Origin of the sequence: Cytobacillus firmus (genome assembly GCF_023657595.1) — a bacterium.
Classification (GTDB): domain Bacteria; phylum Bacillota; class Bacilli; order Bacillales; family Cytobacillaceae; genus Cytobacillus; species Cytobacillus firmus_B.
This window is the reverse complement of record NZ_CP098323.1, coordinates 3610633-3629216: the sequence shown is the minus strand read 5'-3', so window position 1 is coordinate 3629216 and position 18584 is coordinate 3610633. Positions and strand designations below refer to the sequence as shown.

23 protein-coding genes are annotated in these 18584 nt (G+C 42.0%); 19 read left to right on the top strand and 4 right to left on the bottom strand.

Features of this window, described 5'->3' with window-relative positions; all coding sequences use genetic code 11:
* Positions 1–371 precede the first annotated feature (371 nt).
* Entirely contained in the window at positions 372–1397 is a 1026-nt protein-coding gene (gene splB / locus NAF01_RS18390) for a spore photoproduct lyase (RefSeq protein WP_250800950.1), read from the top strand.
* Positions 1398–1502: 105 nt separating this feature from the next.
* Positions 1503–2387 carry a patatin-like phospholipase family protein gene (locus NAF01_RS18385; protein ID WP_197247531.1) on the top strand — a complete coding sequence of 295 codons (885 nt, stop codon included), beginning with the start codon at positions 1503–1505 and terminating at the stop codon, positions 2385–2387.
* Positions 2388–2448: 61 nt separating this feature from the next.
* On the opposite strand, the gene NAF01_RS18380 is transcribed toward NAF01_RS18385, so the two are convergent.
* Entirely contained in the window at positions 2449–2835 is a 387-nt protein-coding gene (locus tag NAF01_RS18380; RefSeq protein WP_282172653.1) for an SA1362 family protein, read from the bottom strand.
* Between the two features lie 428 nt (positions 2836–3263).
* On the opposite strand from NAF01_RS18380, the gene NAF01_RS18375 reads away from it, so the two are divergent.
* From NAF01_RS18375 to efp, 4 genes are all read left to right on the top strand, one after another.
* Positions 3264–3794, top strand: coding sequence for a YqhR family membrane protein (locus NAF01_RS18375; RefSeq protein WP_076258072.1), 531 nt, complete (start codon positions 3264–3266; stop codon positions 3792–3794).
* Positions 3795–4022: 228 nt separating this feature from the next.
* Positions 4023–4469 (top strand): type II 3-dehydroquinate dehydratase, encoded by a 447-nt coding sequence (gene aroQ / locus NAF01_RS18370; RefSeq protein WP_048008245.1) that lies wholly within the window; start codon positions 4023–4025, stop codon positions 4467–4469.
* 1 nt (position 4470) lies between these two features.
* Positions 4471–5532, top strand: a complete 1062-nt coding sequence (locus NAF01_RS18365; protein WP_250800949.1) for a M24 family metallopeptidase — start codon at positions 4471–4473, stop codon at positions 5530–5532.
* A gap of 25 nt (positions 5533–5557) precedes the next feature.
* Positions 5558–6115, top strand: a complete 558-nt coding sequence (gene efp, locus NAF01_RS18360) for an elongation factor P (RefSeq protein WP_035329990.1) — start codon at positions 5558–5560, stop codon at positions 6113–6115.
* A 32-nt stretch (positions 6116–6147) separates the two neighbouring features.
* Here efp and NAF01_RS18355 read toward each other — a convergent pair whose 3' ends face one another.
* From NAF01_RS18355 to NAF01_RS18345, 3 genes are all read right to left on the bottom strand, one after another.
* Positions 6148–6315, bottom strand: a complete 168-nt coding sequence (locus tag NAF01_RS18355) for a hypothetical protein (protein ID WP_035329991.1) — start codon at positions 6313–6315, stop codon at positions 6148–6150.
* 83 nt (positions 6316–6398) lie between these two features.
* Positions 6399–7085, bottom strand: coding sequence for an SIMPL domain-containing protein (locus tag NAF01_RS18350; RefSeq protein ID WP_226618340.1), 687 nt, complete (start codon positions 7083–7085; stop codon positions 6399–6401).
* Positions 7086–7159: 74 nt separating this feature from the next.
* Complete coding sequence (locus NAF01_RS18345; protein ID WP_250800948.1) at positions 7160–8542, bottom strand: alkaline phosphatase; 1383 nt, start codon at positions 8540–8542, stop codon at positions 7160–7162.
* A gap of 190 nt (positions 8543–8732) precedes the next feature.
* Here NAF01_RS18345 and spoIIIAA point away from each other — a divergent pair, with 190 nt between their 5' ends.
* The 13 genes from spoIIIAA to folD all read left to right on the top strand — a co-directional run bounded on the left by spoIIIAA (position 8733) and on the right by folD (position 18256).
* The gene (gene spoIIIAA, locus NAF01_RS18340; protein ID WP_048008241.1) at positions 8733–9656 is read left to right on the top strand and encodes a stage III sporulation protein AA; all 924 of its coding nucleotides are present in this window, start codon (positions 8733–8735) and stop codon (positions 9654–9656) included.
* A complete protein-coding gene (gene spoIIIAB, locus NAF01_RS18335) occupies positions 9657–10172 on the top strand; it encodes a stage III sporulation protein SpoIIIAB (RefSeq protein ID WP_048008240.1) in 516 nt (171 codons plus the stop codon).
* A gap of 52 nt (positions 10173–10224) precedes the next feature.
* Complete coding sequence (spoIIIAC, locus tag NAF01_RS18330) at positions 10225–10431, top strand: stage III sporulation protein AC (RefSeq protein WP_009332905.1); 207 nt, start codon at positions 10225–10227, stop codon at positions 10429–10431.
* Between the two features lie 15 nt (positions 10432–10446).
* Complete coding sequence (spoIIIAD, locus tag NAF01_RS18325; protein ID WP_172581968.1) at positions 10447–10836, top strand: stage III sporulation protein AD; 390 nt, start codon at positions 10447–10449, stop codon at positions 10834–10836.
* Between the two features lie 87 nt (positions 10837–10923).
* The gene (spoIIIAE, locus tag NAF01_RS18320) at positions 10924–12123 is read left to right on the top strand and encodes a stage III sporulation protein AE (protein ID WP_197247539.1); all 1200 of its coding nucleotides are present in this window, start codon (positions 10924–10926) and stop codon (positions 12121–12123) included.
* A 12-nt stretch (positions 12124–12135) separates the two neighbouring features.
* Entirely contained in the window at positions 12136–12768 is a 633-nt protein-coding gene (gene spoIIIAF, locus NAF01_RS18315; RefSeq protein WP_048008238.1) for a stage III sporulation protein AF, read from the top strand.
* Positions 12761–13429 (top strand): stage III sporulation protein AG, encoded by a 669-nt coding sequence (spoIIIAG, locus tag NAF01_RS18310; RefSeq protein WP_250800947.1) that lies wholly within the window; start codon positions 12761–12763, stop codon positions 13427–13429. The genes spoIIIAF and spoIIIAG overlap by 8 nt, the downstream gene beginning before the upstream one ends.
* A gap of 3 nt (positions 13430–13432) precedes the next feature.
* On the top strand, positions 13433–13972 hold the full coding sequence (locus NAF01_RS18305) for a SpoIIIAH-like family protein (protein WP_048008236.1): 540 nt from the start codon (positions 13433–13435) through the stop codon (positions 13970–13972).
* Between the two features lie 374 nt (positions 13973–14346).
* A complete protein-coding gene (gene accB, locus NAF01_RS18300; RefSeq protein WP_250800946.1) occupies positions 14347–14853 on the top strand; it encodes an acetyl-CoA carboxylase biotin carboxyl carrier protein in 507 nt (168 codons plus the stop codon).
* Positions 14854–14867: 14 nt separating this feature from the next.
* Complete coding sequence (accC, locus tag NAF01_RS18295) at positions 14868–16220, top strand: acetyl-CoA carboxylase biotin carboxylase subunit (protein ID WP_048008234.1); 1353 nt, start codon at positions 14868–14870, stop codon at positions 16218–16220.
* 20 nt (positions 16221–16240) lie between these two features.
* On the top strand, positions 16241–16648 hold the full coding sequence (locus NAF01_RS18290; RefSeq protein ID WP_197247544.1) for an Asp23/Gls24 family envelope stress response protein: 408 nt from the start codon (positions 16241–16243) through the stop codon (positions 16646–16648).
* Between the two features lie 270 nt (positions 16649–16918).
* A complete protein-coding gene (gene nusB, locus NAF01_RS18285) occupies positions 16919–17308 on the top strand; it encodes a transcription antitermination factor NusB (protein ID WP_048008233.1) in 390 nt (129 codons plus the stop codon).
* A gap of 90 nt (positions 17309–17398) precedes the next feature.
* Positions 17399–18256, top strand: a complete 858-nt coding sequence (folD, locus tag NAF01_RS18280) for a bifunctional methylenetetrahydrofolate dehydrogenase/methenyltetrahydrofolate cyclohydrolase FolD (protein WP_048008232.1) — start codon at positions 17399–17401, stop codon at positions 18254–18256.
* The last annotated feature ends 328 nt before the right edge of the window (positions 18257–18584 follow it).

Sequence of the window (18584 nt, the reverse complement as noted above, 5' to 3'; positions counted from 1 at the left end):
GAAGGTGCGAGATCCTCGAAAATGCTATCGCATTTTCTTCGTGCGATGTTTTTTCCGGGAAGCTTATTCAACGTCCTGCGGAAGTAGCGGGACAGGTGAGACCCCGCAGACGCGCAGCGTCGAGGAGGCTCACCGCCTGCCCCGCGGTTCGCTGAGCATCCTGTAGCGGAAATCAACGGGCAGCATTGGTAGGCGAAAAACAAAAATTTATACGAAAAAGCCATAAAAATAAATAAAACGAATTAGAGAAGATGGAAATAATTGTTCCATCTTCTTTTTTTGCTGTTGGATTAATTGGCTCATACTACAGTCATAGGGTTCATCCGAAATTATAAAACGGCAGGACAAATTGACAAAGAGAGGTTAATCCAATGAAGCCATTTATCCCTCAGCTCGTTTATATAGAGCCTCAAGCTCTTGAGTATCCATTAGGAAGAGAACTAAAGGAAAAATTTGAGAAAATGAATATTGAAATCAGGGAAACAACTTCACATAATCAGGTGAGGAATATTCCTGGCGATAATGAATTGCAGAAATACCGCAATGCTAAATCTACTTTAGTGGTAGGAATCAGACGAACTCTGAAATTTGATACATCCAAGCCTTCGGCAGAATATGCCATTCCCCTTGCAACTGGCTGCATGGGTCACTGTCATTATTGCTATCTGCAAACCACACTTGGCAGCAAGCCGTATATTCGGACGTATGTAAACCTCGAAGAAATCTTTGATCAGGCCTCCAAATATATGGAAGAGCGCAAGCCTGAGTTAACACGCTTTGAGGCTGCTTGTACTTCCGATATCGTAGGGATTGATCATCTGACCCACTCACTGAAAAAAACGATTGAATTTATCGGTCAGACTGAATACGGCCAGCTCCGGTTTGTCACAAAGTATCATCATGTCGATCATTTGCTGGATGCGAAACATAATGGGAAAACCCGGTTCCGATTTAGCATCAATTCCCGCTATGTAATAAAAAACTTTGAGCCGGGTACTTCCTCTTTTGATGAACGGCTTGAAGCTGCCCGTAAAGTAGCCAATGCCGGCTATCCGCTTGGATTTATCGTGGCGCCTATTTACATGCATGATGATTGGCGAGAAGGCTATCATGAACTTTTTCAAAGGTTAAGCAAAGAACTTGATGGCATCAATCTGGAAGGCTTAACTTTCGAATTGATCCAGCACAGATTTACGAAACCGGCCAAAAAGGTAATTGAAAAGCGCTACCCGAAAACAAAGCTTGAAATGGATGAAGAAAAGCGAAAATATAAGTGGGGAAGATACGGTATAGGCAAGTATGTTTATCCGACAGATGAAGCAAAGGATCTGGAACATACAATCAGGGAGTATATACACTCATATTTTCCAGAAGCAGAAGTGCAATATTTTACTTAATTATGAAATTTTGCTTGTCAGCCGTACTATTTTAAAAAGCTCCTGATTAAAGATGTATAAGTAAAGGTTCCTCTATGAGCAAGTACATCGACAGGAGTGGCTTACATGTATATAGATGGTGTTTTTTCAGGAGGAGGCATCAAAGGATTTGCCTTAATCGGCGCATATGAAGCAGTTCATAGAAGGGGATTTCGCTTCAAGCGGGTTGCTGGTACCAGTGCAGGATCCATTGTGGCTGCGTTAATAGCTGCTAATTATACAAGTGAGGAAATATATCAGCTCGTCGATGAATTTGAAGTAAAAAAGCTCCTTGATGAAAGAAAAACATTTATCCCTTTTGCAGTTGGAAAATGGATTAATCTCTATTGGCGTTTGGGATTATATAAAGGATCTGAGCTGGAAAGCTGGATGGCTCAGAAACTTGGCGATAGGGGAATTAGGACATTTTCAGATCTGCCGCCTCAATCGCTGAGAGTCATTGCGTCAGACCTGACAAATGGAAGATTGATGGTACTTCCGGATGATCTTGTGCATTATGGCATTGATCCAGCTTCATTTCCGGTGGCAAAAGCTATCAGGATGAGCTGCAGCCTCCCGTATTTTTTTGAGCCTGTCAAGCTAAATGGCTTCAGCAGCACAAGTGTGATTGTGGATGGAGGGGTTTTAAGCAATTTTCCGATGTGGCTTTTTGATAAGGAAAATGTGAAAAAAACCAGGCCAGTGCTCGGGATAAAGTTAAGTCATAACTTAAGCCAACGGCCCCCGAATAAAATCGACAATGCCATACAAATGTATGCGGCGCTTTTTGAGACGATGAAGGACGCTCATGATGCAAGATACATCTCGAGAAAGCATGCACAAAATATTATTTTCATTCCAACCGATGGTGTACTGACTGCGGAATTCAATATAACTGAACAGAAGAAAAAAGACCTTCTAGAGCACGGCAGGCAATGTGCAGAGCAGTTTTTTACCTCATGGAGCTACTAATTAGAAAGCTAAGGAGCTTTCAAGTCAAACAATATATAAACATAAAAAAATCGAGCCCTGATTAAAGGGAGGCTCGATTTTTCTTTTTGCCTTTTTTGCCTTCTATGACTGTCAAATGTGGAGAAGACTTTTTCTTGGACTTTTTTATAGAAGTTATGGAACCGACAGATCCTTTTCTTCCATTAACAGTGCCAGATTCTTTATTATTAAAGCGTCTTTTTGATTTTTTGGCTGCCTTTATAAAAGCTCGCTGTTCTCGCTTTGAGGGATTAGATCTGTTAAAGCGCTGAAAAAGAAAGTATACAACAGCTCCAATGATGACAATGACAGCTATTCTCTGCAAAAAACCGGCAGGATTTGAAATCAAGCTGACGGCAACTCCGATAACAGCTAGAATAATAAGACCGGAGACAATATAAAATGTAAATGGTTTTTTCAAGAAAGCCACCTCCCTAAAAGCATGATGAGCAATTTTATAAGCTTTTAAACTCTATAAGCTAAAGTTTATCGAAATAATTATGAAAGCTGTTCTTCATTTTTTTATTTTCCTATTTCTTTACAATTTAAACAGAAGAACATTAACTTTTAATAAGTCTTAGTAAGGTTTTCCAAAGAATCACGAAAATGCTTATACTTAAATTTATGCTGTGCACCCCAGTCCCGGAACTCGCATAACCGGAAAAGCACAAAATTAAAGAGCTTTATCCTTAATTATTTTATTCGACTTAAAATCTCATAAAACCTCTATAACACAGGAAAATATATAAAAAATATGAACGGTTTTTTCAGCAGAAATTATTCCGGCCGCTTTTATTTAAAATTGGATGCAATGGAATAATTGTGTGTGGACATAATAGGAAAAGGAGGTGGCGCAAAGTGGCAGAAGAAAAAGAGCGCTTGGAACAGGATCAAAGGGAAAAACCGATGTCTTTTATGACAATGGTGGTCATTACCGGACTGGTTGGAGGCATTCTTTGGAGCGGTCTGGCCTATCTTGCTTATGTGTTTAATTTCACGGAAATTCGCCCTAATGTCATTCTCGAGCCCTGGACGATTGGAGCCTGGAAAGAGGGGTGGCTTGGAACACTGATCTCAATTTTCCTAATAGGGGGAGTATCTATTATAGCTGCCCTGATCTATTATGCAGCGCTGCGGAAATTTCAAAGTATTTTCGTGGGGGCAGGCTATGGAGTTGCCCTTTTTTTACTGGTGTTTTTTGTTCTCAATCCAATCTTCCCTGGAATCAGCCCGTTTTGGGATCTTGAGCGAAATACAATTATTACATCACTTTGTTTCTATATTTTATTTGGCGTATTTGTAGGGTATTCCATTTCATATGAAGCTCAAGAACTCAGAGGCAAAACCGAAGATGAAAAAAAGGCCCGCACAGATCCGGATTTAATTTAGTGGATTAGAGTCAGACTTCTTATTTGCAGATTAAAGCAAAATGACGAACGGTAAATTTTCTAGCATGGAATAATGAAAAATAATGAGAAAAGCGCTATACATCAGAACTGTATGAAATTTTGCTTTATGATAGAATGTTCTTAAGTGGGCATTCTTTTTCAGTGCTTTCATCAGGATGTTAAATAGAAGGAGAAGCCTGTAAGCAATTGTTAAAAAAGGGGGTTGAATATGGGGAAAATACTCCTGTTAAATGGGCCGAATTTAAACCTGCTAGGCAAAAGGGAACCAGGTGTTTATGGAAAAGAAACACTGGGTCAGCTTGAGCAAAATATGAAAGCATTGGGTGCTTCATATGAGACAGAAGTAATCTGTTTTCAGTCAAATCACGAAGGTGAACTCATTGACAGGCTACACCTTGCCAATGAAGATGGCACACAGGGTATAATTTTCAATCCCGGGGCATTTACTCATTATAGCTACGCAATAAGGGATGCTGTTGCAGGAATACAGGTTCCTGTGATCGAAGTACATATTTCAAATGTTCATGCCAGGGAAGAATTCAGGCATATTTCTGTCATTGCACCCGCTGCAATGGGCCAGATAGTCGGCCTTGGATTTAAAGGGTATGAACTGGCATTTTATGCATTAATGGATTTTGTCAAGGGGAGAGGATAATATGGAGAAAATACAAAAATTACGTGCACGCTTTACAGAGTCAGGGATTGATGGGATGCTGATTACCAGCAATTACAATCGCCGTTATATGACTGGTTTTACCGGTTCATCGGGCGTGGTTTTAATCAGTGCGGATAAAGCGCTCTTTATAACCGATTTCCGCTACACGGAACAGGCTGCCAAACAATGTGAAGGGTATGAAATTGTAAAACATACTGGTGCAATTCCGGAAGAAGTCGCTACACAGGCAGAACAGCTTGGGATTAAAAAGCTTGGTTTTGAAGAGAATCATGTAACCTTTTCATCCTATAAAGCCTATGAAAAAGCTGTTAACGCCGAGCTTGTCCCTGTTTCTGACACTATTGAAAAGTTACGCTTGATAAAGACCGATTCAGAGATTAAGATAATAAAGGTGGCGGCAGACATTGCAGATGCTGCGTTTAAACATATTCTTGATGTCATTCGGCCAGGTATTACGGAACTGGAAGTATCGAATGAATTAGAGTTCTTTATGAGAAAAGCGGGTGCAGATTCATCTTCGTTTGACATTATCGTAGCATCCGGGTACCGTTCTGCTCTTCCGCATGGAGTTGCCAGTGATAAGGTTATTGAAAAAGGCGATTTTGTCACTTTGGACTTCGGCGCTTATTATAAGGGGTATGTTTCAGATATTACCCGCACAGTTGCTGTTGGGGAACCGGAAGATAAGCTGAAAGAAATTTATACAATTGTGCAGGAAGCCCAGGAGCGGGGAATGGAAGGCATCAAACCTGGAATGAGCGGCAAAGAGGCAGATGCCTTAACTCGTGATTATATTGCAGGTAAAGGCTATGGCGAATATTTTGGCCATTCTACCGGACACGGGATCGGCCTTGAAGTGCATGAAGGTCCTGCATTATCATTTAAGTCTGATGTTATCCTTGAACCCGGAATGATTGTGACGGTGGAGCCTGGCATTTACATACCGGGACTTGGCGGTGTCCGCATTGAGGATGATACAGTCATAACAAATGATCATAATGAAACGCTTACTCATTCTACTAAAGAATTGATTATTCTTTAATTGTACACATTAGGAGGACAAACTTATGATTTCAGTAAACGATTTTCGTACGGGATTGACGATTGAAGTTGATAACGGAATTTGGCGCGTAATGGATTTCCAGCACGTTAAACCAGGAAAAGGAGCGGCTTTTGTACGTTCCAAATTACGCAACCTTCGCACGGGCGCGATTCAGGAAAAAACCTTCCGTGCAGGTGAAAAAGTAGGGAAAGCTCAGATCGATAACCGTAAAATGCAGTACCTTTATGCAAATGGAGATCAGCATGTTTTCATGGACAATGAGTCTTATGAGCAAATCGAGCTGCCTGCGTCAGCAATTGAGTATGAATTAAAGTTTTTAAAAGAAAACATGGAAGTTGCTATTATGCTTTATCAGGGAGAGTCTCTTGGAATCGAGCTTCCTAACTCTGTTGAGCTTACAGTAACGGAAACAGAACCAGGCATTAAAGGGGATACTGCATCCGGCGGAACAAAGCCTGCAACAGTTGAAACCGGCCTGATTGTGCAAGTTCCTTTCTTTGTTAACGAAGGGGATAAACTGATTATCAATACAACTGATGGTTCATACGTATCACGTGCATAGTTTAAAAAAAATCCCGAGAAATCGGGATTTTTTTATCCTTTATATTTCCTGCCTTCTGCGCCGGGGGATATGTCAGTGTCATTGCGATTATTATAATCAGGATCAGATGTGGGAGCAGTTCTGTTATCGCGGGTTCCGCCCAGATAAGCCCTGTCGCCTTTTTTCTGGTTTTTTAAAAATTCATCTAAATTTTCATTCATCCAATAACCTCTTTTCTATAAAATTGCTCAGTGCCGCCTTATTAGTATTTGCTTTTTCACTGCGATTATAAGCCGAAGATTTCCTAGCTGTAGAATATGAAATCTGCCGTGATGCGGCTTTCGATTTCTATTGTTCCCGGCTGGATAGGTGTGCTGACGGCACTTTTAACTAAAGCGGAGGATTGAAAAGAGACAGGCTGCACCATCCCTGAATTTCCTTCTGAAACCGATACTGGTGTTCTGATTAATTGGACTCTTAGTGAAGCAGCGATTGTTTCTGCCTTTCTATATGCATCCATTACGGCCATGCTTAGTGCCTGCTGATACAATTCCTGCTGGTTTTCTGTTTCAAACGTAATTCCTCTTACCGTATTTGCGCCGCTGTCTACTGCTGTGTCCACTACAAGTCCTGTATTTTCAATCTCATCGGCCGTAATGTTCAGTATATGCTCAACCTTGTACCCGCGGAAAATTTGCTTGCCATCCACAAAATCATACTGCGGAAAAATGGAGAATTCTGACGTTTGAATTTGTTTATCTGTTATTCCAATGGCATTAAGAGCCTTTTTGACATTTGAAATGGCTGCAGCATTCTGCTCCTGTGCCTTCTGAAGCTCCTGGTCTTCTGTTAAAACTCCCAGCTTTATTCTAGCCTGATCTGGCTGTACAGCTATCTTTCCTTCACCTGAAACCCTTATAGTATTTGGCTTGGATCTGGAATGCCTTCCAGTCTGCACAGTATTGCGGACGAATGGCTGATAATAATACATAACTTTCTCACCCCGCTTTCATGAATGTATCTTTCTAGAATTACGCGGGAGAAAGAGAGAAAATGCGCATAATATTAATGCAAGCTATAATTCATCAGTCCGGCAATTTTTTTCGGTATATCTGTATTCTCCAGTACTCCTGTAAAAGTTTCACTCCCATTGCCATAAGCAAATAAAGGGATCATATTGCCTGTATGACCGCCGGTAGAGCTGAGAGATCTTACTGTATCCGTTAAAATTCCCCCATGATATTTCTCGGCAATCAGGCTTCCTATTTCCCATGCTGCTAAATATTGAGGATAAACTTTGCTGCCTGTGTTCATTAGCTTTCCATTAAACGCTTCAATCTCCTGCTGGGTTAAATCAATATTCGCATACTTTTTTAGAACACCCTTCACACTTTCTGATCGATAAATGCCCCTCTCTACATCTCTTGCCAATTGGCTGACCATATACTGCGGTGTCGCCTTGATTTCCTTTAATTCCTGTATCTTCAGCGGCTCTGATGCTGATATTCCCATAGTCTCATGATCTGCGACAACCAAAACCAGTGTTTCTTTGTCCTTTTTTGCCCATTCAACTGCATATTTGACAGCTTCATCAAATTCAATGGTTTCTTTCCAGATGCTTGTAATATCACCTGCGTGCGAAGCATGATCAATTCTTGCTCCTTCCGCCATGAGGAAAAATCCCTGTTCTCCTTTTGCGAGTACATCGATCGCTTTTTCAGTCATTTCTTTTAAACTGGGTTCTTTGCTGTTCAGTAAAGGCCGGTCCAGTTTAAAGCTCATATATCCGTCATTGAACAAACCGAGCAGCTTTGGGGCTTCGGCATTAAGCAATTCGTCGCGACTTCCGGCATAGGCATATCCTTGTTGCTTTGCCTCTTTTATTAAATCCCTTCCGCTTTGCTTTTCCTGTGTGAAGTATGCTCTGCCGCCTCCCATCAGCACATCCACCCCTGATTTCAGCTGCTGGCGTGCAATTTCCTCCTGTCCCGACCATCTGTTGGCAACACTTGCTGTAAAGGCTGCGGGTGTTGCATCTGTAACTGAATTGGTGGATATCACCCCTGCTTTTTTACCGTTTTTTCTGAATAAATCAAGGATACTGTCTGCTTCCTTCCCATCCGGCGTAACTCCGATCATCTCATTATTTGTTTTTTTTCCAATTGCAAGTGCCGTACCACCGGCAGCTGAATCTGTCACAAAATTATTGGCAGATTCGGTATGCACCAACGCGGTGTGAGGCAGAGATTCCAGGAACAGCCGACCGTCCTTCCCATATTCCAGTTTTCTTGCAATCTCAATCTGACCTATTCCCATTCCATCGCCAATCATCAGAATGACATTTTGGGGTCCGTTTGTATTTCTCTGATGAGCTATTCCTTCCGCAGGTAAGAAACCAAGAACAATCAGGTGAAAAATAACCATGATGTAAATGCATTTTGCTTTCATAAATGGCACCAGCCTTTCTCTATGTTCCTTTTGAATTATTTTTTGAAGAAAGATATTTTTTTACTCAGGCAAAAGCTTGTACTAAATAAATGTGAAGCTTTCAAATCTAAGTCATATTGTTTTGCCGCAGGCATACATTTTAAATAATGAGAAGCTAGTCCGAAATCAGATTGGGAATGGAGGAGCAGACATGGAAACGATTATAGCCTTTTTGCCGAAAAAAATTGCCGAACAATTACAGAGAATCCCTCCGAAAATTTTAAAGGATCTGGAGGAAATCAGGGTCCGAATTTCGAGGCCTATTGAGCTGACAGCAAGGGGCGTACCGCATTTTCTCCCTTATATAATTGATTCAGAGGATGCCGTGCATTTATTGAATAAAATAAGCCATTTTTCGATTTACACACTCGAGGAAGAGCTGAAAAGAGGTTATATCACGATTGAGGGCGGCCATCGGGTTGGGCTTGCCGGAAAGGTTATTCTTGAGCAGGGCAAGGTTAAAGCGATCAGGGATATTTCCTCTTTTAACATTAGAATTGCCAGAGAGAAAGTCGGCATTGCCCAAACGCTGATTCCAAGGATTTACAGGGACGGATGGCTGCATACGATGATTATTGGACCGCCGCAGACTGGTAAAACCACATTGCTGCGCGATATTGCAAGAATCATTTCATCTGGTGATCAAGGCAGCGGCCTTCCTGCAAGTAAGGTTGGGATTGTGGATGAACGCTCCGAAATAGCAGGATGTGTGAATGGGATCCCCCAGATGACTTTTGGAAACAGGATTGATGTCCTGGATGCCTGTCCCAAAGCTGAGGGCATGATGATGATGATTCGTTCCATGAGCCCCGAGGTTCTCGTTGTTGATGAAATTGGCAGGCATGAAGATGCAGAGGCCATAATGGAGGCAGTAAATGCCGGAATAAAGCTGATTATGACTACACATGGAAATTCCCTGGAGGAAATTAAGAGGCGCCCGACTTTACAGGCCATACTTGAAATGGGCGTTTTTCAGCGATTTATTGAATTGAGCAGAAAAGATGGGCCTGGCAGCATTGACTGCATACGAAACACAGACGGTGCAAGATATCAGCATCAAGCGGGTGTGATGTAAATGATGAAACTTATTGGAGCTGTTTTGATCATCATTGCAACAACATGGGCAGGGTTTGAAGCTTCAAGGCACCTGACAGAACGGCCGCGCCAGCTTCGTCAGCTTAAATCGGCACTTCAGTCCTTGGAGGCTGAAATTATGTATGGCCATACACCTCTTCATGAAGCAGCCAGACGGCTTTCTGACCAGCTTTCCAAGCCCTTATCCTGGTTCTTTGAATCCTTTGCAAAAAAACTGACCGATTCCGAGACGACAGTAAAGGACGCCTGGGAAGAAAGCTTGACGGAAATATGGAAAATGACCGCCTTTAAACAAGGGGAATTCGAAATCATGAAGCAATTTGGCGAAACACTTGGAAGACATGACCGTCTTTCTCAGCAAAAGCAGATCATGCTGACCCTTACCCACCTGGAACGTGAAGAAGCTGATGCACATGACAGACAAGTGAAATACGAGAGAATGGTCAAAAGTCTGGGGTTTTTATCCGGATTGCTCTTAATCATTTTACTAATGTAGGAAACGCCGGCTTGATTTGCCGGACGCTGATCAGAGCTTAGGGGGAGAAAAGATGGGCTTAGAGGTAGATATCATATTCAAGATTGCGGGTGTGGGAATTGTTGTAGCCTTTTTGCATACTATTCTGGATCAGGTGGGCAAAAAAGAATACGCCCAATGGGTAACGCTTTTCGGATTTATTTATATCTTATTTATGGTTGCTTCCATTGTAGATAACCTTTTCCAAAAAATTAAATCAGTCTTCTTGTTTCAGGGATAAAAGGGGGGCTCAGCCATTGAAATTCTCCAGATAGTCGGATTTTCGCTTGTTGCCACGTTCCTGGCGCTGATTGTTAAGGAGCAAAAGCCGAATTTTGCCTTTTTGCTGATTGTTTTTGTCGGCTGTGCCATCTTTCTTTTTCTTGTCGATCAAATTTACGCCATTATCCATATGATTGAAAAGATTGCCGTCAATGCAAAGGTGAATATCGTCTATGTTGAAACCATTTTAAAGATAATCGGAATAGCCTATATTGCTGAATTTGCTGCACAAATTACGAAGGATGCAGGACAGGGAGCCATTGCAGCAAAAATCGAAATGGGCGGGAAAATTCTTATTCTTGCCATGGCCATACCAATCCTAACTGTATTAATCGAAACCATTATTCGCATGATTCCGAGCTAGCCGGCTGCCTGCTGAAACGACAGGCAGCAGGACTGGACAAGCTCACATTGCTGGAATTAGAGAGGGTCCTTTAAAAGAGGTGAGAAAATGAAGCAAAGGATGCAGAAAATTTTAGGGTTCAGTTTATTTCTATTCTTTTTCCTGGCACCAATTGTACAAGCCTCACCTAAGACCGGCGAAGCAGAAGAAACGATATCCCCGCAGGATTTAATTGAATCCCAGGTGGATAAGTTAGACCTTAATGAATTAAAGAGCTTTTGGGAAGAAATCACAACAGAGTATGGAGGGTTTTTGCCCGAGAGCCAAAAGGGGAGTCTCTATGAATTCATAAAGGGAGAAAAGGAGTTTTCACTAAAAGAGTGGGCTGGCGGCGCGATGAAGTTTGTATTCCATGAGTTTATAGTCAACGGGAAACTGCTTGGGACTCTAATATTGCTGACGGTATTCAGCATGTTCCTGCAGTCGCTGCAGAATTCATTTGAAAAAAGCACTGTCAGTAAAGCCGCCTATTCAATCGTCTTCATGGTGTTGATTATTATCGCACTGAATAGCTTCCATGTAGCGATCACCTACACAGAAGAAACCATTTCAACTATGGTGTCATTCATAATGGCTCTCATACCGCTGCTGCTTGCGCTGATTGCTTCTTCCGGGGGTTTGGTATCTGCAGCATTTTTCCACCCGGTGATACTGTTTTTAATGAATGTCAGCGGGTTATTTATCCAGTATGTCATTCTTCCGCTTCTATTTTTATCAGCCCTGTTAAGCATTGTCAGCACCTTGTCTGAACACTATAAGGTAACTCAGCTTGCCAATCTGCTCCGAAATTGGAGCATTGGACTTCTTGGGATGTTTCTGACAGTCTTTCTCGGAGTTATATCAGTTCAGGGAGCATCTGCAGCGGTTACCGATGGAATTACCATTCGTACAGCAAAATTTATTACGGGGAATTTTATTCCGGTCATTGGAAGAATGTTTACAGATGCGACAGATACCGTAATCAGCGCATCGGTGCTTTTGAAAAATACTGTTGGGATAGCAGGAGTAACCATTCTCCTTATTATTGCAGCCTTTCCTGCAATCAAAATTCTAATGATTGCGTTTATATATAAATTTGCGGCAGCAATTTTGCAGCCGTTGGGAGGAGGGCCGATCATATCCTGCCTGGATATAATCAGCAAGAGCATCATCTATGTTTTTGCAGCTCTGGCCATTGTCTCCCTGATGTTTTTCCTTAGCATTACGGTTATAATAGCGGCCGGCAATTTGACCATGATGGTCAGGTAGGGAGGGAATGAAGTGGATTTCATAAAAGAATGGGTTACCAACATCATATTATTTGTTCTGCTTGCCACTGTCATAGATATGCTCCTCCCGAGCTCCAAGCTTCAGAAATATACAAAAATGGTGACAGGGCTGCTATTAATAGCGATTATTCTTACACCGATTTTGAGAATTATATCAAGTGATTTTGAAGAAGCTCTTGTTTCCGTGCCGGTTTTTGAGGCTTCCGGAGAAAAAAATATGGAAAATTTAATAGAAATGAAGAAAAAAGAAATACAAGCCTCAAGTGATGCATATATTTTAGAACAAATGGCTGTCCACATGAAACAGGACGCAGAAGAGGAGTTGATGGAACAGTACGGTCTGGAAATTGCTAACATTGATATTTTAGTAGATGAAAGCAGTGATCAAGCCTTCCCGGATAACCTGCAAAAGGTCATGATCCAACTCAAAGCAGAAGATGCAGAAGCTGAAGCTGTAGAAGTGGTTAAAACAGTGGAAATCAATGCCGGGAAACCTCTTCCATCCAGCGGGCCCGAACATGAAGATGCAGAAAGAATTGCTTCTCTTCTCGCACAAAAATGGAATGTAGACGCAAACTCAATCGAAGTTCTGGTAGAAGGGGGGAATATGGATAGGGATGGATAATGAAAAAGGTCCTTTTACATGGTTAAAGAAGATAATTTCCAAGGATGGACAGTCTGATAAGAAGCCCGGAAAATTCCACTATTTGCTGCTGGTTCTCCTATTTGGGGCAGCGATCATGCTGATAAGCAATACGCTGTTTCAAGAAGACGGTTCCACCGGTGATTTGCCCGTATTTAAAAATGGGGAAGAAGTGAAGCAGGAGGAAGAAGTGCCAGTCTTCGGCCAGCAGAAATCCGGAGGAAATGACACCATCGCCAATTATGAAAAGGTATATGAAGCCCAAATAAAAGAGGCGCTTGATGCAATCGTAGGGGTGGAAGATGCCACTGTTGTGGTGAATGTCGATGCCACAGAGAAGAAAGTCCTTGAAAAAAACAAAACTACGCAAACTCAGAAAACTGATGAAACAGATCGGGAAGGCGGCAAAAGGAAGGTTGAGGATCAGTCACAGGAGGAACAGCTCGTGATTGTCCGAAATGGAGAAAAAGAGGTTCCCATTGTCATAGAAACCAAGAAACCTGAAATAAGGGGAGTGCTGGTTGTGGCAAAAGGGGCTGAAAATATACAAGTGAAAAAGTGGATTATTGAGGCAGTAACCAGAGCTCTGGATGTTCCAAGCCATAGAGTATCCGTAATGCCTAAAAAAACTAAGGGGGAATAATAGATGCTTTTAAAGAAACAAACGGTCTGGCTATTAACAATGCTGAGTTTGGTGGTTGTATTATCGGTTTATTATGTAACATCACCGGAGCAAAAAGGCAGTGACCTTGCTGGAATGGAAGAAAAGGCACAGGGTGAAATGGAGTCAGTTGAGAGTGAAGACGGCAAAGCGATCATTACAAACACTGCCAGTGATGAAATGTTTGAAAATCTCCGTCTTCAGCTTGATGACGAGCGCAGCCGCATGAAGGAAGACCTGCAGGAGGTCCTTGGTCAAACTGACCTTCCTGCCGAAGAAAGAATGAAGGCGAAAGATCAAATTGATGAATTAAATGAAATTGCACAAAAGGAAGCGATGCTTGAAACATTAATCAGAGCGATGGATTATGAAGATGTGCTTGTCCGTGCCGATGGCAAGAAGGTTCAAATTACTGTTAAAGCAAAAGATCATTCAGCTTCAGCTGCAAACAACATCATCCAGGAAGTAAGAAACGAAATTGGAAAGCTTGAGGCAGTGGCTGTTGAATTTCAGGTTGAAAAATAAAAATGTAGCGGGAGCCTGCAAAACTTTGCGGGCTCCCCTTTTCTTTTTATTGGCAGTTTGGTAACTATTGCTTCAGGAAATGGTATAAAAGTCCTGAATGTGAAGTGATTTTGGATGAAATTCGGTTAAATCCAATGAAACATTTCACAAACATTTAGAAAAATATTAAAATGGAACATAGGACGGAAAGAGAAATTATTATCCAGTACATAATAGAATGTTGAAGTTTTATAAGGTCTTATCGTATGATATTAGTATCTAGTCATAATTCAAACCATGCAGAACATTCCAGCCGTATGTTTCTAAATCTTTCAGCAAAATCAGCATACGGATTAAGGGAATTATCATGCAATGAGAAAACAAGGGGTGCAAAAATGTTAAAAGTACAAGAAATCCGTGAACTGATTAAATTGGTAGATCAGTCAAATATTGATGAATTTGTATATGAGCATGAAGGTTCTAAAATTGAAATGAAGAAAAAAGGCAATGAAGCCGCTGTTGTACAGCAAGTTCAGCCTGCAGCTGCCCAAGTGTTAGCGCCTGCTCCACAGCCGGTCCAGCCAGCTGCTGTGAAAGTGGAAGAGCCAAAAGCAGAAGCGCCAGCAGCTGCTCCTGAACCAAAGGCGGAAGCCGCGGAAGATTTACATAAGATTGTCTCACCAATGGTAGGGACCTTTTATCAGTCATCCTCACCTGATGCTGATGCATATGTAAAAGCCGGTTCAAAAGTTACGAATGATTCCATTGTCTGCATTGTAGAGGCAATGAAATTATTTAATGAAATCGAAGCGGAAGTTAATGGTGAAATTGTAGAAGTGCTTGTAAAGGACGGCCAATTAGTAGAATATGGCCAGCCACTATTTTTAGTAAAGCCTGAATAAGGAGCGGTTACAGAATGATAAAAAAACTCTTGATTGCCAACAGAGGAGAAATAGCTGTCCGCATTATCAGGGCAGCCCGCGAAATGGGGATTGAATCTGTTGCTGTCTTTTCAGAAGCTGACAGGGAAGCGCTCCATGTTCAGCTGGCGGATGAGGCATACTGCATTGGTCCAACAGCATCTAAGGACAGCTATTTAAATTTTACAAATATAATAAGTGTCGCTAAGCTTACCGGCTGTGACGCCATTCATCCAGGTTATGGATTCCTTGCAGAGAATGCGGACTTTGCCGAATTGTGCAGAGAATGCAATATTATTTTTGTAGGACCTACACCTGAAGCCATCAGCAAAATGGGCACAAAGGATATTGCAAGGGAAACGATGAAGGAAGCAGGAGTTCCGATTGTTCCGGGCTCTAATGGAATCATTAAGGATGCTGAAGATGCTATCCAGCTGGCAGAAAAGATTGAATATCCGGTCATTATTAAAGCGACTGCGGGCGGAGGCGGGAAAGGAATCCGCGTAGCGCGCAATGAGCAGGAGCTTATTAAAGGAATTACAATTACACAGCAGGAAGCACTTACAGCATTCGGGAATCCTGGCGTTTATATCGAAAAATATATCGAGGACTTCCGTCATGTGGAGATTCAGGTTCTTGCAGACAATTACGGGAACACCGTCCATCTCGGGGAAAGGGATTGTTCCATCCAAAGGCGTCTGCAAAAGCTGCTTGAGGAAACGCCTTCACCTGCGCTTGACGGTGAAACACGCGAAGAGATGGGAAATGCTGCTGTAAAAGCTGCAAAAGCGGTTGATTATACAGGCGCTGGCACGATAGAATTTATATATGATTATAAAAATCGCAAGTTCTATTTCATGGAAATGAACACACGTATTCAGGTTGAGCATCCTGTTACAGAGATGGTAACGGGGGTCGATTTAATCAAGGAGCAAATTAAGGTTGCTTCAGGAGAAAAGCTTAACTTCACACAAAGTGATGTGACATTTAACGGCTGGTCAATCGAATGCAGAATTAATGCGGAAAACCCGGAGAAGAATTTTATGCCATCAGCAGGAAGGATCAATATGTATCTGCCTCCTGGAGGGCTTGGTGTCCGAGTCGACTCTGCTGCCTACCCGGGCTATATGATTCCTCCATATTACGATTCAATGATTGCAAAAGTGATCACTTATGGCAATACTAGAGAAGAAGCCATTTCCAGAATGAAAAGGGCATTAAGCGAATTTGTAGTTGAAGGGGTTCATACAACAATCCCGTTCCATCTCAAGCTCTTAAGCCATGAAAATTTTGTGGAAGGGCAGTTTAATACGAAATTTCTTGAATTGCATGATGTAATGAATTCTTAAAGACTTGTGGAGGTGCTAAAATGAACGAAAATAACATTCTCGAAATGAGCCCTGAGAATTCAGGCCTGGGCAAGGTGGAAATTGCACCGGAAGTTATTGAGGTTATTGCCGGCATTGCTGCTTCAGAAGTAGAAGGTGTTGCGCAAATGCGCGGGAACTTCGCTACAGGAGTGGTTGAGCGGCTTGGTAAAAAGAACCACGGCAAAGGTGTTAAAGTTGAATTAACAGAAGAAGGCATCAAAGTCGATGTTTATTGTCTGATGAAATTCGGCATTTCCATCCCAAGCGTTGCCCAAAAAATCCAGGACAACATCCGTCAAGCACTGTTGAATATGACAGCCCTGGACGCCCAGGAAGTAAACATTCACGTAGTAGGAATCATGTTTGAAAACCAAAAGCATGAAGTTGAATACGAACAGGAAATGTAACACACACATCAAGCCAAAGACATCAGACTCGTCTTTGGCTTTTTTATGGTTCATTCTCTTCATCATTCACTCCCTAAATCGTTATAAAGGCGTTTGTAAAGGGGAAATTAATATTATAAGTTTTCTTGCATATGTTTCTGACCAAACATAATGCTCTTGTTGTAGTGCGAAGATTCCTTACTTATGCTATTATCTTCTTATGCAATTTTTGGACGTGCAAATGCTCAAAAATGAAAATTACTATGCTAGCCATAAAGGAGTTTTATAAAGATGAAGAGAAGAACAGCCAGAGAAAAAGCATTGCAGGCGTTATTTCAAATTGATGTAAGCGGGACAGAACCAGAGACCGCCATCGAACATGTTTTAGAGGGCGGAAAGAACGATGAATATCTAAGCAAACTTGTATCTGGTGTGCTGGAGCATAAAGAAACAATTGATAGTGAAATCAAAGGATTTCTTGAAAAATGGACGCTGGAGAGACTTGCCACTGTAGACCGCAATCTTCTGCGCTTATCTGTTTTTGAGCTGCTGTATTTAACAGAGGAAGTGCCAGCCAATGTGGTGCTCGATGAAGCAATTGAGATTGCCAAACTATACGGCGATGATCAGTCAAGCAAGTTTATTAATGGTGTTTTATCAAAGGTAAAAGAAAAACTCTAAAAAACATACACTGGATATGCTGGCACTTTCTAGATGCAAGCCGGCAGTCCTTATCAAAGGCGCTTTCGAGTTTCTGATAGGGGGATACAAATGGCTGCAGAATTAATAGATGGAAAAGAAATTGCAAGAAAGAAACAGGATCGTATCGGTGCTGAAGTGCAAAAGCTTAAGGCAGAAGGAGTCACGCCAGGATTGGCTGTTATTTTAGCTGGGGATAATCAGGCATCCAGAACGTATGTGAATAACAAGCAGAAAACCTGCAATAAGCTGGGCATGTATTCTATGCTTATTGAACTTCCCGAAAGTGTCAGCGAACAAGAGCTTATCAGAAAAATCACTGAGTTAAACAAAAGTGATGCAATCCATGGAATCCTGGTCCAGCTGCCGCTCCCAAGCCATATTAATGAAAAAGCCATCATCGAGACCATATCTCCTGAAAAAGATGTGGATGGATTTCATCCCATAAATATCGGCAGGATGATGACAGCTCAGGATGCCTATATCCCATGTACTCCTGCAGGGATCATTGAAATGCTTGAAAGCATCGGGGCGGACATTTCCGGAAAGCATGTAGTGGTTATTGGCAGAAGCAACATTGTAGGTAAACCTGCAGGGCAGCTGTTTCTTAATAAAGATGCAACTGTCACCTACTGTCACTCGAAAACAGCTAATCTAAAGGAATATACAAAGCGGGCAGATATTCTGGTGGCAGCAGCAGGTAAAGCCAATTTAATTACGGAGGACCATGTTAAAAATGGTGCAATCGTGATTGATGTGGGCATGAATCGAAATGCGGCAGGAAAGCTTTGCGGCGATGTTGATTTCGAGACAGTTAAGCACAAAGCAGGGTATATTACTCCTGTTCCGGGCGGAGTGGGGCCGATGACTATTACCATGTTAATGCATAACACATTAAAGGCAGCAAAGTATTCTATAAGCAAAATCTAAAATTCCTGGCCGCCATAGATGCAAAATCTGTCCATTTCCATTATCCTGTATTTAGGAAGCCTGTGATGCAGGCTGAATGGAAGGACAGTTTTTTTTATTGGTAAGATAGAATAACCTCGAACTTGATAATTGTCCAGCTCCACAAGGAAAGCTTCGACAGCTTTCAGGGGGAGCGCCTACCCCCTCGAGGTCACTTGAGGCCCCCAGTACAAGGAAGGCTTCGTAAGCATAAACATCGCACGACCGAAAGCGGCAGCTTTTAGGAGGACGTGGCGTTCTTAGTCTGCGTTCCTTCGTGGGCAAGGCGCTTGCGCTTTTCATGTGTTAT